Annotated in this window: 16 protein-coding genes; 11 read left to right on the top strand and 5 right to left on the bottom strand. The window is 71.5% G+C overall.

Annotation, left to right across the window (positions count from 1 at the left end):
• Positions 1 to 39: 39 nt before the first annotated feature.
• Genes CLV71_RS08670 through CLV71_RS08635 form a run of 8 tightly spaced genes read left to right on the top strand, consistent with a single transcriptional unit; the run spans position 40 to position 7,525 of the window.
• Positions 40 to 420, top strand: a complete 381-nt coding sequence (locus tag CLV71_RS08670) for a hypothetical protein (protein ID WP_133902117.1) — start codon at positions 40 to 42, stop codon at positions 418 to 420.
• A 5-nt stretch (positions 421 to 425) separates the two neighbouring features.
• Positions 426 to 1,676, top strand: coding sequence for a WXG100 family type VII secretion target (locus CLV71_RS08665; RefSeq protein WP_133902116.1), 1,251 nt, complete (start codon positions 426 to 428; stop codon positions 1,674 to 1,676).
• Positions 1,677 to 1,698: 22 nt separating this feature from the next.
• Complete coding sequence (locus CLV71_RS08660; protein ID WP_133902115.1) at positions 1,699 to 2,487, top strand: transglycosylase SLT domain-containing protein; 789 nt, start codon at positions 1,699 to 1,701, stop codon at positions 2,485 to 2,487.
• 21 nt (positions 2,488 to 2,508) lie between these two features.
• Entirely contained in the window at positions 2,509 to 3,249 is a 741-nt protein-coding gene (locus CLV71_RS08655; RefSeq protein WP_133902114.1) for a hypothetical protein, read from the top strand.
• Positions 3,250 to 3,256: 7 nt separating this feature from the next.
• Positions 3,257 to 4,627, top strand: a complete 1,371-nt coding sequence (gene eccB / locus CLV71_RS08650; protein ID WP_133902113.1) for a type VII secretion protein EccB — start codon at positions 3,257 to 3,259, stop codon at positions 4,625 to 4,627.
• Positions 4,628 to 4,683: 56 nt separating this feature from the next.
• On the top strand, positions 4,684 to 5,307 hold the full coding sequence (locus CLV71_RS08645; protein WP_133902112.1) for a LuxR C-terminal-related transcriptional regulator: 624 nt from the start codon (positions 4,684 to 4,686) through the stop codon (positions 5,305 to 5,307).
• Positions 5,304 to 6,431: a S8 family serine peptidase gene (locus tag CLV71_RS08640; RefSeq protein ID WP_133902111.1), complete on the top strand. Its 1,128-nt coding sequence runs from the start codon at positions 5,304 to 5,306 to the stop codon at positions 6,429 to 6,431. The genes CLV71_RS08645 and CLV71_RS08640 overlap by 4 nt, the downstream gene beginning before the upstream one ends.
• A gap of 47 nt (positions 6,432 to 6,478) precedes the next feature.
• Positions 6,479 to 7,525: a type VII secretion protein EccE gene (locus CLV71_RS08635; protein WP_166664008.1), complete on the top strand. Its 1,047-nt coding sequence runs from the start codon at positions 6,479 to 6,481 to the stop codon at positions 7,523 to 7,525.
• A gap of 4 nt (positions 7,526 to 7,529) precedes the next feature.
• On the opposite strand, the gene CLV71_RS08630 is transcribed toward CLV71_RS08635, so the two are convergent.
• The 3 genes from CLV71_RS08630 to CLV71_RS08620 all read right to left on the bottom strand — a co-directional run bounded on the left by CLV71_RS08630 (position 7,530) and on the right by CLV71_RS08620 (position 11,097).
• Complete coding sequence (locus CLV71_RS08630) at positions 7,530 to 8,858, bottom strand: SGNH/GDSL hydrolase family protein (RefSeq protein ID WP_243866308.1); 1,329 nt, start codon at positions 8,856 to 8,858, stop codon at positions 7,530 to 7,532.
• A gap of 5 nt (positions 8,859 to 8,863) precedes the next feature.
• Positions 8,864 to 9,541: a polysaccharide deacetylase family protein gene (locus CLV71_RS08625; protein WP_166664007.1), complete on the bottom strand. Its 678-nt coding sequence runs from the start codon at positions 9,539 to 9,541 to the stop codon at positions 8,864 to 8,866.
• A gap of 197 nt (positions 9,542 to 9,738) precedes the next feature.
• Positions 9,739 to 11,097 carry an NAD-dependent succinate-semialdehyde dehydrogenase gene (locus CLV71_RS08620; protein WP_133902108.1) on the bottom strand — a complete coding sequence of 453 codons (1,359 nt, stop codon included), beginning with the start codon at positions 11,095 to 11,097 and terminating at the stop codon, positions 9,739 to 9,741.
• Between the two features lie 139 nt (positions 11,098 to 11,236).
• Between CLV71_RS08620 and CLV71_RS08615 the strand changes: the two genes are divergently transcribed.
• Genes CLV71_RS08615 through CLV71_RS08605 form a run of 3 tightly spaced genes read left to right on the top strand, consistent with a single transcriptional unit; the run spans position 11,237 to position 12,537 of the window.
• Entirely contained in the window at positions 11,237 to 11,446 is a 210-nt protein-coding gene (locus CLV71_RS08615; protein ID WP_133902107.1) for a putative signal transducing protein, read from the top strand.
• Positions 11,447 to 11,497: 51 nt separating this feature from the next.
• Positions 11,498 to 12,121 (top strand): hypothetical protein, encoded by a 624-nt coding sequence (locus CLV71_RS08610; RefSeq protein ID WP_133902106.1) that lies wholly within the window; start codon positions 11,498 to 11,500, stop codon positions 12,119 to 12,121.
• A gap of 41 nt (positions 12,122 to 12,162) precedes the next feature.
• A complete protein-coding gene (locus CLV71_RS08605; RefSeq protein WP_424923870.1) occupies positions 12,163 to 12,537 on the top strand; it encodes a hypothetical protein in 375 nt (124 codons plus the stop codon).
• Between the two features lie 250 nt (positions 12,538 to 12,787).
• Here CLV71_RS08605 and CLV71_RS08595 read toward each other — a convergent pair whose 3' ends face one another.
• Entirely contained in the window at positions 12,788 to 13,774 is a 987-nt protein-coding gene (locus CLV71_RS08595) for an ABC transporter ATP-binding protein (protein WP_133902105.1), read from the bottom strand.
• On the bottom strand, positions 13,771 to 14,790 hold the full coding sequence (locus tag CLV71_RS08590; RefSeq protein ID WP_133902104.1) for an ABC transporter ATP-binding protein: 1,020 nt from the start codon (positions 14,788 to 14,790) through the stop codon (positions 13,771 to 13,773). Before CLV71_RS08590 ends, CLV71_RS08595 begins: the two co-directional genes overlap by 4 nt.
• Positions 14,791 to 14,910: the final 120 nt, after the last annotated feature.

Here is a 14,910-nt window from a genome sequence, read left to right as displayed (position 1 = left end):
CGGGTCGAACCGGCCACGGCCGCGGCGCGAGGAGATGCCATGACAGGGGAAGCATTCGAGGTCGACCTCGGCTCGCTGACCGACTTCGCCGCGGAGCTCACCACCCAGCTCGGCGGGATGACGCAACCGCTGCACCTGCTGGAGTCCCTCGTGGAGCGTCAGCTCCGGCTCGGCGCGTTCGGCGAGGCGCACGAGCTGGGCAGGCGCCACGGTGACGCGCTCGCGGAGCTGCACACGCTCGTCTCGCAGGCACGTGACGCGATCGACTTCGCCAAGGAGGTGACCGTCATGGTCGGCGACTCCTACCGGGGCTACGACCAGCGGGCGGCAGGAGCGCTCGGCGGGCTCACCGGTGCGATCACCGGCACGGTCGGCTCGGTCGCGGGCACCGTGCTGTCCATCGTGGACCCGAAGGGCTGACCGCCATGCGCCAACAGCACGACCGACACGGGCAACAGGGCCACGGGCAGCACGGCCGGGGCGGTCGGCACCACAGGAGAACGAACTTCGCCAAACACAACCACGAGCACCTGTACCAGATGCTCTACGACGGCGACGAGTCGACCGCGCGCGCCGCCGCGGACTCGTGGGACGGCGTCGGTGCGCGGATGCACGAGCAGGCGGGCAACCTGGAGTCGAAGCTCGGCACCTTCCGCGAGCAGTGGACGGGCGGCGCGGCCGAGCAGTACCAGCTGATGATCACCGACCTCGGCAGGGGACTGCGGCGGATCGGCGACGCCATGTTCACCATGCGCGACGTCGCCACCAACGCGGCCGACGCCCTGGTGAAGGCGAAGTCCCAGATGCCACCACCGGTCGCCGTCCCGGACGTCTCGTCGGCGACGATGTACCTCGCGACCACGCCGGTCGAGGTCGACCCGATGGCGTCCGTGCAGGAGGTCGCCGCCCTGCGTGCGCGGCAGGCCGACGCGGTGGCGGAGTTCGACGGCTACCAGCAGGCGGTCGGCGCGGCGAACTCCGCGTACGGCCGGGCCGTACAGGTCATGACCAACCTGGCCACCGACTACGTGACCGAGGACGACGTCATCCCGATCGCGCCGACCTCGGCGAGCAGGACGGGCCTGGGGCCGGGCGAGGAGCAGGACGACTCGGAGCTGGTGCTCCCGGACGACGAGACGGACCCGTCGCAGAACGGGAACGGGACGCCGGTGTTCGGCGTGATGTTCACCGCGGGTGTCGCCGCGGCGGCCGCCGCCACCGCGGGTCGGCTGGGCCGGATCCTGCCGAAGGTGCCGGACTGGGCCAAGAAGGACGACAAGGCCAAAGAGGACAAGAAGAAGGGCGGTACGGACAAGCTCACCGGCGGTGGTCTCAGCGGCGGGAAGCTCGGCGGCATCGGCGGCGGTCTGGGCGGCGGCGCGGGTGGCAACCTGCCGACACCGATCGCACACACCGGCATGGTCGGCGGCCAGGTGGCAGGCGCCGCCGGTGCGTTGCGTGCCGCCGCGGGCGCGGCCGGTGCCGGCGCCGCGATGATGCCGATGATGCCCTTCATGCCCATGGCGCCCATGGGGATGGAGGGCGCCAACGCCCGGCGCATCCCGCCGTGGCTCACCGAGACCGAGGACGTCTGGGGCGAGTCGTCGGTCATCACCCCGCCCGTTCTCGGCGAGGAGCAGCCGGAAGAGCGTCGTAGGCCCGACTTCCTCTACTGAGACTTGAGAAGGGGTTTTCGCCATGCCAGTGTTGAGCGACCAGGAGATCGCGCGGCACGCCGCGAACGCCGGGTGGTCGGGCAACGACCTGGAGACGGCCGTCGCCGTCGCGCTCGCTGAGTCCGGCGGCGACCCGGACCTGCTCGGTGACGTGCGCCTGCAGACCGACACGTGGGGCCCTTCGGTCGGGCTCTGGCAGATCCGGTCGATCAACGCGGGCCACGGCAACCAGTTCGACCAGCAGCACCGCAACGAGGCGGCCAACCACGACCCGGCCACCAACGCGGCGAACGCCCACGCTATCTACGAGCAGGCGGGTGGGTGGCGGCCGTGGACGGTCCACCGCACCGGCGCCTACCAGCAGTACCTGGACCGTGCCCGGCGGGCGGTGGAGGCCAACCGGCAGGCACCGGCCCCCACGGAACCCGCCTCGGGTCAGCAGTCCGGTGCCGCCGGTGGTGGCAACGGCATGAGCGCACAGCTGAGTGAGCTGTTCGGCGCACTGCCCAAGCTCCTCCAGTCCGGCGACCGGCTCGGCAAGGTCGGGCAGGCGGCGCAGCAGACGGCCGCGCGCAGCGGCGCGTTCGGTGAGGTCCCCGGCTCCTCGACGGCACAGCAGGCCAACCAGCGCAACGCCCAGCGCCACTCCGCGCACGCCAACCAGGCCAGGGGGCGGATCGACAGGATCGGCCAGGACGTCGACTCCAGCGGCAGACAGTACGAGCGCCAGGACCTGGACAAGAGCCAGGAACAGCAGGGACAGCGCATCCAGATCGACAACGCGTACGACGCGTACCAGAACTACGCCTGACCACGAGAGCAGTGAGCACCGATGGCACTCGAGCCAGCGAACTTCCAGATACAGCACGACGTCCTCGACGCGGCGGCGGGTACACAGGTGCCGCGGCAGTCGTCCGCGCTCGGTGACACGCGGCAGGCCCTGCTGTCCAGAACGGTCGACCCGTCGGCGTTCGGCGATGTCGACTTCTCCGCGCAGGCGGGGCAGAACCACCAGAACAACATCCAGCGCGGCGCGGACGGGCTGGAGAACTCCAAGCAGCGGCTGGACGGGATCGGCCAGAACATCGCCCGCACCACCCAGGAGACCAGGGGTCTCGACGACAGGCAGGCGAAGGACCAGCGCGAGCAGACCGCGCAGATCACCGAGGTCGCGGACAAGCAGGGCCAGCGGGACAAGGCGATGTCCGTGCTCGACGGGATCATCAAGAAGAACCCGGTCAGCGTCGCCGCGGTCGCCAGACGGCAGCTCCAGCGGTGGACCGACAACACCGGGTGGTCGGACTGGGCCCGCAACTTCCAGTCCGGCAACATCGGCGACCACTACGAGAAGGACGCGGCGGAGCTGCTCGCGAAGCCACCCACCGACGCGAACCTGCGCAGCCTCGCCGACTCCGAGACGAAGTTCTGGCAGTCGCCTGAGGGCAGCACCCTCGGCGGCTGGGCGAGCGCCGACTGGCGCTACGACAGGCTCATCGACGGCCGGACGTGGTGGCTGAACGAGATGCCCGCCGACAGGGCGAACGACATCCGCACCCAGCTCGGTCTGCACTGAGCGTCCGATGTGGACCCAGAAGGACCGCATCCAGGCCTACCAGTTCCTGCGGCGCAGGCTGGTCTCGTCGCTGGTGTCGGCCGACGCCAACGACCCGAGGTCGCCGTCGAAGCGGGTGGTGCTCGGCACCGCGATCGGGCTCGCCGTGGCGCTGCTGGTGTCCGCGGTGTTCGGGATCATCGGGCTCCTCGCCCCGGCCCGCGCCGAGAAGTGGCGGCAGGGCGGCCAGGTGGTCGTGGAGAAGGAAACCGGCGCGCGGTTCGTGGTCGGCGACGACGGTCTGCTGCACCCCGTGCTGAACTACGCGTCGGCGAGGCTCCTCGCGGGTGGCGACGGCACGGCGACCGTGACGGTGCCCGCGAAGTCGCTCAGCGGGATGCCGCGCGGTGTCGGCGTCGGCATCGCGGGTGCGCCGGACTCGTTGCCACAGACCGGCAGGCTGAGCACCGGGCCGTGGACGAGGTGCACGCGGCGCTCGCCGGACCGGCCGGACGACGCGGAGCCGATCTCGTCCGTCCTCATTGGACGGATGGTCGGCGGCCTGGCGCTGCCGGACGGCAAGGCCATCCTGACGCGGCTGCCGACGGGGGAGCGGTTCCTCGTCGCCGACGGCCACCGGCACCGGCTGCCGGACGAGCTGGCGATCGTCGCGCTGGGGCTCGCGGCGGCGGACGTCGTCGAGGTGGCACCGCCGTGGCTGAACACCGTCCCGGCCGGCCGTGACCTGAAGACGTTCGACGTGTTCGGCACCGGCTCGCCGGGACCTGCCCTCGGCGGTGTCGGCACGCGGGTCGGCCAGGTGCTGACGACGGGTGCGGGCGAGCTGTACCTCGTGCGCACGGACGGCCTTTCGGTGATCACGGAGACGGAGTCGAGGCTCGTGCTCGGCTCACCGGGCAGCGCCGGTGCCTACCCGGGTGCCCGGCCCGTGCCGTTGCCGGTCACCGCCGCGGACGTGGCTGCCGCACCCCGTTCACCCACCCGAACGGGCGGCTACCCCCGGCGGCTGCCGGAGCCGCTGGCGGTGGGTCCACATGCGACGGTGTGTGCGGACGGGGCGCGGATCGTCGTCGGCGCCGGGATGCCCAGGACGGCCAAGCCGATCTCGATGAGTGCGCCCGGGGCCGCCTCGGAGGTGTACGTGCCCGGTGGGCAGGGTGCGGTGGTCGCCGAGCAGCCCGCGCCGGGTGCGTCCTCCGGCACCGTGTACGTGATCACGGACACCGGGATCAAATACCCGGTCAGCGGTGCGGAGGCGCGTGCCGCGCTCGGCTACGGGAACGTCCGTCCCACGGGAGTGCCCGCCGCGGTGCTCGGGTTGTTCCCGACGGGCGCGACGCTCGACCCCGCTCAGGCCAGGCGGGCACTCGCTGGGTGACCAAGCAGGAACGCTCCGCTGTCCCCCGGGCGGGGTGACTGCTTACTGTCGTTGACATGACGGGAACTCCGGTGGGTGTGATCGACGGTCATCCGCTGTACCGGGCGGCCTTGGCGCGGCTCGTCGCCGAGGCACCGGATCTCGACCTGTGCGTGGCGTCCGGCTCGGTCGCGCACTTCGTGGCGGGCAGGCGGTGCGTGAACTGCCTGGTGCTGCTCGACCTCGGGCTGCCGAGGGTGAACGGGGTGGCGGCGGTCCGCGCCGTGACCGGGCTCGGACACCGGGTGCTGGCCCTGTCGGCCGAGGCGTCGAGGGAGGAGGTGCGTGCGGTGCTGGCCGCTGGTGCGGTGGGCTACCTGGGAAAACACGCCGAGGCGGAGGAGATCCTCGCCGCCGTCCGGGAGGTGGCGGCAGGCAGCCGTTTCGTGTCGACGGTGCTGGTGAACGCGCCGGTGTCCAACGGCCTCGAACTGTCGGAACGGGAGCTGGAGGTGCTGCGCTGCCTGGCCACCGGCGAGCGGGACGAGGACATCGCCCGCCGCCTGCGCATCAGCATCCGCACCGTCCGGTCCTATTTGGACAGGATTCGCGACAAGACGGGACTGCGCAGGAGATCCGCCCTGACCAGGTACGCGATAGAGCAGGGACTCATCGTGCCTGCCGGCTACTCACCGGCATGAGCACCGCGATCCGCGTGGCGCTGGTGATCGCCGTGCTGTTCGTCGCCGCGCCTGCCACGGGGGCGAGCGCGGCCCAGTGCGCGACCCCGGCCGGGGTGTACCGGGACGGGGTGGGGTGGGCCCAGCGCCTGACGGACCCGGCACGCGTGTGGCCGCTGTCGGACGGCACCGGCCAGCTGCTCGCGGTGCTCGGCACCGGCGTGGACGCGGCCAACGCACAGTTCGCGTCCGGTCAGGTGGTTCCCGGCTCGGACGCCACCGACTGCGACGGCAGGGGCACGTTCGCCGCGGGGATCGTCGCCGCGAGGCCGAACCCGGCGACGACGTTCACCGGCATGGCTCCCGGTGTGCGTATCCTCGGCGTCCGCTACACGGAGACGACCACGAACGGCGGCTTCGAGGGCCCCGACCCGGATGCGTTGGCGGCTGCCCTGTCCCACGCCGTCACGGCCAGGGCGACCGTGGCGCTGGTCGTGGCGCCGAGCCTGCGTTCGAGCCCGGCCCTGGAAGGCGCCGTGCGGGACGCGCTGGCCGCCGGGCTGGTCATCGTCTCGCCCGCGGTGGCCGACGAGCCGGGCATGCGGTCGTACCCGACGAGCCTGCCGGGCGTGATCGGTGTGGGTGCGCACAACCGGGACGGCGCCCCGACGAGTGAGGAGTCCGGCGACTACCTCGCGCTGGCAGCCCCGGGCAGCGATCTGGTGAGCACGGCGGCAGGTGCCGCCGGCGGCCTCGGACACCGTTGGGGCATCGGCGATCCCGCCTACGCGGCGGCGTACGTGGCGGGCGCGGTGGTGCTGGTGAGGGCCTACCGTCCCGGCCTGAGCCCGAAGGACGTGCTGGACCGCCTGACGGCGACCGCGAACCGTCCCCCGGCAGGCGGCCACAACCCGTGGCTCGGCTGGGGAGTGCTGGACGTGCCCGCCGCGGTGTCGGCGGAGCTTCCCGCGGTCCGTCCCGGAGTGACCCGCCCACCGACGGTGGTGCCGGCGGCGGGTCCCGTCCCGCCCGCGGCCCGGCCGCGGCTGCCGGGTGTGCTTGGCGTACTGGGCCTGGTGGCCGCGGTACTGGTGGTGGTGACCGCCTCCGCGGTCACCAGAGCGAGCGGAGGCGCCCGGCGATGACCGCGGTAGGACACAGGCAGCGACTGGGATCCGTGGCGAGGACGGCCGTGAGGCGGTTGTCCGGCACCAGGATCGGCTGGCTGCTGCCCATCGGCGCCGGCCGCGTCGCGATCTGGCAGGTGTGCGTCCTTGCCGTGTTGGCAACGGGTTTCCGCATCACGCCGGTGACCGTCACGGTGATGGCGGTGGCCGTGCTGCTGGTGGCGGCGACCTCCGTGCGGTTCGGCGGCCTGTGCGGCGTCGAGTGGGCGCTGGTGCTGGCACGATTCCTGCCGCGTAAGGGAAGAACCGCACCGGCACCGACCCCGGTGCACACGCTCGCCCGCACGCTCCGCGTACACCCGCACGAGGACCGGGTGGGAAACCGGGCCGGCATCGCGACCATCGACGGCACGGACCACATCGCGGTGGTGCGGGTTGCCCCGTCGGCGCACCCCGCGCCGTCGATGCTGGTCTCCCTGCTGCACAGGGCGATGGCGCGCGAGGACTATCCGGTCAGCGGCGCACGCCTTGTGGTGTGGGCGGTTCCGGCGAGCCCGTGGCCGGTTCGCCTGCACTGGCTGGCCCTGCGCTACCGGGCCGCCGACGCCCCGTGGGCTGCCCTGGCCAGAGGCGGCGGGGACGAGGGCTGCCGCAAGGCGGTGGCGAGCGCGGCACAACGTCTCGTGAGCGACCTGGCGGGCGCGGGCTGTGCCGCGTCGGTGCTGGACGCCTCGGAACTGGGCCAGGAACTGCTTGCCGCGCTTGGTGCGAGCCCGGATCCCACCGGACCCGGCGGCTTTCGCGCGGTGGAGACGTGGCGGCACTGGTCCTCGGGCCCGGTGCACCAGGCGTGCTTCACCCCACGCACGCCGGACGACGCGGTGGCCCTGCTGGGCCGTTGCGTCCCGGACGCCCTGTTCACCTGCACCGCCTACTCGATGACCCGAACCGTCCACGAAGGACTGCGCACGACGTCGACGGTCCGCCTCGGCGTGCCGAAGGACCGGTTCTGGTGCACCCCGGAACGAGCGGCGTCCCGCCTCGGGGTCGGCCTGCTCTCGTCCAACGGCCGCCAGGCGGCCGAGGTGCTGGCGACCCTGCCGCTCGCGTGACCGGTCAGTGGAACAGTCTTGCCGGGATCGCGGCCGCCATCGCCGCGTTGCCCGCGTCGTTGGGGTGCAGGTGGTCGCCGCTGTCGTAGGCCGGGCTCAGCTTCAGGGGGTCGGTCGGGTCGCGGGTCACCCTGTCGAAGTCGATCACGGCGTCGTACTCGCCGCTGGTACGGATCCAGCGGTTCACGGCCTGTCGCTTCGCCTCGTTGACCTCGTTGTAGAAGCCCAGGGTGTCGTCCTTGAACGGGAGGATCGTGGCGCCGTAGATCGTGAGGCCGTCCGCGTGCGCACGCGTGATCAGCTGGCGGTGGGCGCCGATGATCTCCTCGGCCGTGACCGTCTCCGACGGGGGCGCGACCGTGCCGGGATGGCCGAGGTCGTTCACGCCGAGCAGCACGATCACGTAGCGGACACCCGGCTGGGCGGCCACGTCCCGGTCGAAGCGGCGCAGCGCCGACTCGCCGAAGAAGACCGCGAAGTTCTGCGCGTTGCTGCCCGGTGGCGGATTCGGGTCGTGCAGCAGACGGTTGCCTGCCACGCCGAGGTTCAGCATTCCCTTGTCCCGCAGTCGGTTCGCGAGCCTGTCCGGCCAGCGGTGGTTCGTGTCCGCCGCGGTGCCCGCGCCGTTGGTGATCGAGTCGCCCAGCGCCACCACCGCGTCGGCGTCCCGGTCGGCCCGCACGCTCACCGTCGACAGGAAGAACCACTGGCCCACGGTCGTGCCCGTGACCGACGCGTCGTCGGCCACGTTGCCCGCCGCGATCACGTTCGACGTGCTGGCGAACGCGTGCAGCGTGGTCACCCGTGTCGGGGTAGGGACGTAGATGCTCACGACGAGGTCGCTCCTGGCCGGGACCGGCAGGCGGACCGGGTCGCTGACCAGCGGCGCACCGGCGGGGATCGTCGGGGAGCGGGTGCCGCCGAAGGTCGCCGTGCGGTCGGTGGCCGCGACGATGTCCGTGCCCGCGCCGCCGGAGCGGCGGGCCACGTGCACCTCGCCGATCGTCAACGCCTGTGTGCCGAACTCGTTCGTCAGGCGCAGGCGCAGCTCACTTCCCGCGACGCTCGTGTGGATCACCTGGCGGATCGTCTGGTTGTCGAGGGCCGGGGTGTTCGTCGCCGGGGTCGCGGTGGGGACCGCGGCCCACGTGCCGACCCAGTTCGCCCGCCGGGGTGCGGGCGCGGCGGGCTCGCCGTCGGCCGAGGCGTACCCGGACAGGAGCAGCCCGACGGTCGCCAGCACCGCCAGCAGGCGGGACTGGCGTGGTGGCGCGCCGGGTTCCGGCGTGCGGCGTGGTCGAGGCGGGCAGACGAGGGAGATGCGCAGTGTCACCGTGATCACCCGCGCCTTGCCGGGACGGTGAGACGCCAGCCGTCGGCACGCAGCCGGGGTGTCACCTCGCCGACGGCCTCGATCGTCTGCGTTCGGTCACCGCCGCCGTCGTGCATCAGCACCACCGCGCCCTCGGTGATCCCGTTCATGAGCCTGTCCACCAACACCTCCGTGCCGGGCGGTTCCCAGTCGCTGATGGCGAGACGCCACCCGAGCGGCTGCATGCCGAGCGACGCCGCGACCGCCGGGGTCCGGCCCCACGCGCCGAACGGCGCGCGGAAGTAGGGGATGCGTGCCCACGGCACCGCGGCGCGGATCGCCGCGTTCGTCTCGAGCAGGTCCGCGCGGATCGCCTCCGGCGTCCACGTGCTCAGGTCGTCGTGGTGCGTCGAGTGGTTGCACAGGAGGTGGCCCTCGGCCACGATCCAGCGCACCAGCCCGGGACTCGCGAGCACGTTGTCGCCCGTCAGGCAGAAGACCGCGCGGATCTGCTGCTGCCGCAACAGTTTGAGCAGCCTGGGCGTGTTCTGCGGATCGGGGCCGTCATCGAAGGTGAACGACACCGTGCGGCCGCCCTGAGCGGTCGAGTCGACGATCGCGGAGGTCGGCGGGGTGCTCCGGTCGGCACGCGCCGGTGTCGCACCGACGGCGGCGACCAGCAGCGGGACCAGGAGACGAGTCATCGTTCGAGCGGCGGCCACACCAGTTCTCCTGTCGGTCGCGCCTTCCATGTTTCCGGAAATTTCGAGTTAATTCCGGAATTGATGGTAGAGATTAGCGCAATGTGCCGACAATCACCAGGCGGCCCCTTCCCGTAAGTTCCGGAAATGCCTGCGGCCGGGACGAGAAGAACTCTCATCCCGGCCGCACAAGGGAAAGCTCAGAGGCGGATCGACTTCTTGTTCATGAACTCCTCGATCCCAGCGGGACCGAGCTCACGGCCGATGCCTGACCGCTTGATGCCACCGAACGGCAGGTCCGCACTCGAACCACCCGCGCGGTTCAGATAAACCATCCCGGCCTCGACCTGTTCCGCGACGCGGCGCATGCGTTCGGCGTCCGTGCCCCACACGCTCGCCCCGAGCCCGAACGGCGAGTCGTTGGCGATCGCGACGGCCTCGCCCTCGTCGGCCGCGCGGAAGACCATGACGACCGGGCCGAAGATCTCCTCGTGGTAGGCGTCCATCTCCGGCGTGACGTCGGTCAGCACGGTGGCCTCGAGGTAGGCGCCCGGCGTGATCCGGTTGCCGCCTGCCCGCAGGGTGGCGCCCTGCTCCACGGCCTTGCGCACCTGACCCGCCACCTCGTCGGCCGCCGCGTCCGACGCGAGTGGCGGCAGCTTCGTCGCGGGGTCGGCCGGGTCGCCCGGTTGGAAGAAGTCGGTGACGTGCTTGGCGATCCGGTCGACGAACTCGTCGTAGAGGTCGGCGAGGACGATCATCCGCTTCGGCGCGTTGCACGACTGGCCGCAGTTGCGCATGCGCGCGGTGGCGGTGGCCTGCACGGTCTCGTCGAGGTCCGCGGAGTCCAGCACGATCAGCGGGTCGGATCCGCCCAGTTCCAGCACGGTCTTCTTGAGGTTGCGGCCCGCCTCCGTCGCCACGGAGATGCCCGCCGGCTCGCTGCCGGTCAGCGAGACGCCGACGATGCGCGGGTCGGCGAGAATGGAGGGCACCTGGCGGCTGGCCGCGAACGTGTTGACGTAGACGTCCTCGGGCACGCCCGCGTCGTGCAGGATGTCCGCGATGGCCTGCGCGGAACGCGGGCAGATCGAGGCGTGCTTGAGCAGGATCGTGTTGCCCAGCACCAGGTTCGGCGCGACGAAGCGGGCGACCTGGTAGCAGGGGAAGTTCCACGGCATGACGCCGAGCAGCGCGCCGATCGGCTGCTTGACGATCACCGCCGCGCCGCCCCTGATCTCCAGCGGCTCGTCGGCGAGCAGCGCGGGACCGTTGTCGGCGTAGTAGTTGAAGATGTCGACGACGATGCCGACCTCGCCCCGGCCCTCGTTGATCCGCTTGCCCATCTCCAGCGTCATGATCGCCGCGAGCTCGTCGGCCCGTTCGGCGAACAGCTCCGCCGCCCGCGAGACGATCTTCGCCCGCTCCGCGACCGGCCTGCGCCGCCACGACGAGTAGCCGAGGTGCACGCGCCCGATCGCGGCGCTGACCTCCTCGTCGGTCGCGTTCTCGATCTCCTCGACCAGCTCACCGGTCGCCGGGTTGGTGACTGTGTACATAAGGGCGTGGGCCTTTCGCTCCGCTACGACGGTCCGTCCTCCAGCCTAACACCGAAACGAATACTGTATACAGTCTGCGGCCAAGTGTCATCCGCGGCGGCCGTGGGGACTACGCTGGGGCGACACGAAGGGGGCCGCCATGATCGAGCTGATCAGGTCGAACGACCCGGTGCTGATCTCGTTCGCCGCGTCACTGCTGGCGGACGCCAGGATCACGCACTCGGTCGCCGACTCGCACATGAGCGTCATCGACGGGTCGATCAACGCGGTGACCAACCGCGTCCTCGTCGCGGAGGACCAGTACGAGGCCGCCCGCGAGCTGCTGGCGGACGCGGGCGTGGAGGCCTGAGAACCGCGCACGACGTGGCAGGATCGTGGTGATCCAGAGGAGGACATCACCATGAGCCCTCGCTCCACCACGCAGGCACGGCGCCGCGCCCGGTCGTTCCGGCTGGGGGACACGCCGGAGAGGCGGTCGGCGTGGCTGCCCGCGGTCATCGCGTTCGTGGTGGCGGCGGTGGTGTTCGGCGGCGCGGGCTACCTCGTCGGGCGGCCTGGCGAGCAGGAACGGATGGCCGAGGACATCCGTGCCTCCGACGCGGTCCGCGACAAGGAGCAGATCAAGGCCCTGACCGACCTCGCCCGCACGACGAAGGACGACCTGGCGCCGGTCGTGTCCGGTTTGAGGTCCGGCACCGGGGACGTCGCGCAGTGGCAGCAGGTCGTGGACAAGGCGGTGAAGTCGTTCGACGACCCGCCGTCGGGCAGCACGGCGACGAACGTGGCGCGCGGCAGCCTCGCGGCGGCCGTCGACCAGCTCGCGCTCGCGGTCGGCGTCTCCGGGACCGACAGGAAGCTCGCCACCGAACAGCTGGACCTCGCGGTCACCACGTGGTCCATCGGCGCCACCCAGCTGGACCAGGTCAACGTCGACGCGGGCTACGGCCACCAGCACGTCTACCTCGACGGCGACCCGGAAGGCGAGGCGTTCACCCCGGACGGCGCCGAGGAGGGGACCGGGTGAACCGAGACGTCTCCGATACGCGCGCACGCTAGGTTGGCCTCATGGGGATGCGGGGAGCAGGCGTGGCGCTGGCCGCCACGCTGGTGCTGGCGGGGTGCACCGAGGTCAACGACGCGGTCGACGGGGCGAGCGACTTCGCGGACAAGGCGTCCGTGTGCGGTGAGGCGCTCGGTCTCGCCGACCTCAACCCGTTGGTCGACGCCGACCGGCTCAGGGAACGGGCCGAGGACAAGGAACAACGACTGCGCGAACTGGCGAACGACGTCGCCGACGAGGACGTGAGGGCCTCACTGCTCGGTCTCGCCGACTCCTACGTGCAGGTCCAGAAGGAACGCCTCGAGGACGCCGGTGTCGTCGCCCGCTGGGTCAAACGCAACACCGAACGCCTCGACGCACTCCGCCGGGCCTGCACCTGACGTACCGCCCGCCGGGCCCCCGGCGTACTGAAGGCGTCCTTCGTGACGCCCGGCGTACTGAAGGCGTCCTTCGTGACGCCCGGCGTACTGAAGGCGTCCTTCGTGACGCCCGGCGTACTGAAGGCGTCCTTCGTGACGCCCGGCGTACTGAAGGCGTCCTTCGTGACGCCCGGCGTACTGAAGGCGTCCTTCGTGACGCCCGGCGTACTGAAGGCGTCCTTCGTGACGCCCAGCGTCAGGAAGGCGTCCTTCAGTGCAAGTCCTCCGCGAAGTGGCAGGCGGTCAGGCGACCGGCTACCTCTCGCAGGGCCGGGGTCTCCGTGTGGCAGATGTCCTGTGCGAGCCAGCAGCGCGGGTGGAACCGGCAGCCGGTGGGTGGGTCCAGTGGTGACGGTGGCTCACCGGTGAGGACGCGGCGGTTGGCCAGTCTGCCGCGGGTCGCCCGGTCGGGTGAGGGCACCGCGGACAGCAACGCCTGTGTGTACGGGTTCGCGGTGGACTCGTAGATGCGTGCGGTCTCGCCCAGCTCCGCGATGCGGCCCAGGTACATGACCGCCACGCGGTCCGCGAGGTGGCGCACCACCGACAGGTCGTGGGCGATGAACACGATCGCCACGTCCAGACGTTGCCGCAGGTCGGCCAGCAGGTTGATCACCTGCGCCTGCACCGACACGTCCAGCGCCGACACCGGCTCGTCCGCGATGAGCACCGCGGGGTCCAGCGCCAGTGCCCGCGCGATGCCGATGCGCTGACGCTGCCCGCCGGAGAACTGGTGGGGGTACCTGCCCATCATGTCCGGCGACATCCCGACCAGCTCCAGCAGCGACGCGACCCGCTCGCGGCGGGACGTGCGCGTGCCGGAACCCGTGGCCGCCAACGGCTCCGCCACGATGTCGAGCACCGTCATGCGTGGGTCGAGCGACGCGTACGGGTCCTGGAAGATCATCTGCACGCCGTCGCGCAGCAGCTTGCGGGAGCGGCGGTCGCCGGAGGTCACGTCGACGCCCCGGTAGGAGAGCGTCCCGCTGTCCGGGCGTTCCAGGCCGACCAGCATCCGCGCCAGCGTCGACTTGCCGCAGCCGGACTCGCCGACGATGCCGAGCACCTCGCCGCGCCGCAGCGACAGGCTCACGCCGTCGACGGCCGACACGTGGCCCCGGTGGAACACCGAGCCGACCGCGTACTGCCTGACCAGCGAGTCCGCCTCGAGGACGGTCGTGTCAACCGACGTGTTCACCGGGCCTTACCTCCGACTGGAGCCCGCGGCGCGAGCATTGCCTCCGACTGGTGGCACGCGACCGACCGCCCGGCGATCTCCACCAGGTCCGGCATGACCGTGGGACACGGCTCGACGACCCGGTGGCAGCGCGGGTGGAACGGGCACCCGGACGGCACCCGTGCCGGGTTCGGCGGCGCGCCGGGGATGGTGAACAGGTCCGACCCCTGGTCCTCCAGCCGGGGCACGGACCGCAGCAGCGCCTCGGTGTACGGATGGCCGGGCCTGCCGAGCACCGTGTCCGCGTCACCCGCCTCCACGACCCGGCCCGCGTACATGACCGCCAGGTGGTCGGCCACCTCGCCGACCACCGCGAGGTCGTGGGTGATCAGCAGGACGCCCATGTCCAGCTGGGCGCGCAGCGACCCGAGCAGGTCGAGGATCTGTGCCTGCACCGTCACGTCCAACGCGGTCGTCGGCTCGTCCGCGATCAGCAGCTCCGGCTCCAGGGCGATCGCCATCGCGATCAGGATCCGCTGGCGCATGCCGCCGGAGAACTGGTGCGGGTAGTCGCCGACCCGCTTCGACGGCGCCGGGATCCCGACCATGCCGAGCAGGTCGACCGCCTTCGCGCGAGCGGCTCGTTTGGACGCTCCGTCGTGGACCCGGAACAGCTCGCCGAGCTGGTCGCCGATCGTCAGCACCGGGTTCAGCGCGGACAGCGCGTCCTGCAGCACCAGGCTCATCCGCGTCCCGCGCAGCTCACGCAACCGTCCGGGCGGGACGGTGCGCAGGTCGGTGTCACCGAGCATGAGCGAGTCGGCACTGACCGTCGCGCCCGCACCCGCGAGGCCCATGACGGCCCTGGCGGTCACCGACTTGCCCGACCCGGACTCGCCGAGCAGGGCGACCAGCTGCCCACGCGGCACGTCGAGATCGACATGCCGAACGGCGTCGACGGGGCCACCGTCCATAGCGAACGTCACGGACAGACCGCGTACGCGCAGGGCGAGGGGAGGACTGTTCACAACGGACATCCTCGCAGCTGCGTGTTGCCGATAAGTTTCATCTTGTCACCGATCACGCCGACTTTGAACACATGCATTGACAAGCATGCCGGATATTGCTGACACTCTGCTTCATTCCACACGAGACAG

The sequence above is a fragment of the Actinophytocola oryzae genome (assembly GCF_004364325.1).
GTDB classification, from domain to species: domain Bacteria; phylum Actinomycetota; class Actinomycetes; order Mycobacteriales; family Pseudonocardiaceae; genus Actinophytocola; species Actinophytocola oryzae.
Note: the sequence above shows the minus strand (reverse complement) of the source record. Positions and strands in the feature narration are given on the sequence as shown.

Bases quoted from the DNA above. Each gene is read 5' to 3' on its own strand.
- CLV71_RS08605 (WP_424923870.1), top strand. From the start codon at position 12,163: ATGGGGATGCGGGGAGCAGGCGTGGCGCTGGCCGCCACGCTGGTGCTG.
- CLV71_RS08645 (WP_133902112.1), top strand. From the start codon at position 4,684: ATGACGGGAACTCCGGTGGGTGTGATCGACGGTCATCCGCTGTACCGG.
- CLV71_RS08615 (WP_133902107.1), top strand. From the start codon at position 11,237: ATGATCGAGCTGATCAGGTCGAACGACCCGGTGCTGATCTCGTTCGCC.
- CLV71_RS08620 (WP_133902108.1), bottom strand. From the start codon at position 11,097: ATGTACACAGTCACCAACCCGGCGACCGGTGAGCTGGTCGAGGAGATC.
- eccB (WP_133902113.1), top strand. From the start codon at position 3,257: ATGTGGACCCAGAAGGACCGCATCCAGGCCTACCAGTTCCTGCGGCGC.
- CLV71_RS08665 (WP_133902116.1), top strand. From the start codon at position 426: ATGCGCCAACAGCACGACCGACACGGGCAACAGGGCCACGGGCAGCAC.
- CLV71_RS08670 (WP_133902117.1), top strand. From the start codon at position 40: ATGACAGGGGAAGCATTCGAGGTCGACCTCGGCTCGCTGACCGACTTC.
- CLV71_RS08655 (WP_133902114.1), top strand. From the start codon at position 2,509: ATGGCACTCGAGCCAGCGAACTTCCAGATACAGCACGACGTCCTCGAC.
- CLV71_RS08640 (WP_133902111.1), top strand. From the start codon at position 5,304: ATGAGCACCGCGATCCGCGTGGCGCTGGTGATCGCCGTGCTGTTCGTC.
- CLV71_RS08590 (WP_133902104.1), bottom strand. From the start codon at position 14,790: ATGTCCGTTGTGAACAGTCCTCCCCTCGCCCTGCGCGTACGCGGTCTG.
- CLV71_RS08625 (WP_166664007.1), bottom strand. From the start codon at position 9,541: ATGACTCGTCTCCTGGTCCCGCTGCTGGTCGCCGCCGTCGGTGCGACA.
- CLV71_RS08660 (WP_133902115.1), top strand. From the start codon at position 1,699: ATGCCAGTGTTGAGCGACCAGGAGATCGCGCGGCACGCCGCGAACGCC.
- CLV71_RS08610 (WP_133902106.1), top strand. From the start codon at position 11,498: ATGAGCCCTCGCTCCACCACGCAGGCACGGCGCCGCGCCCGGTCGTTC.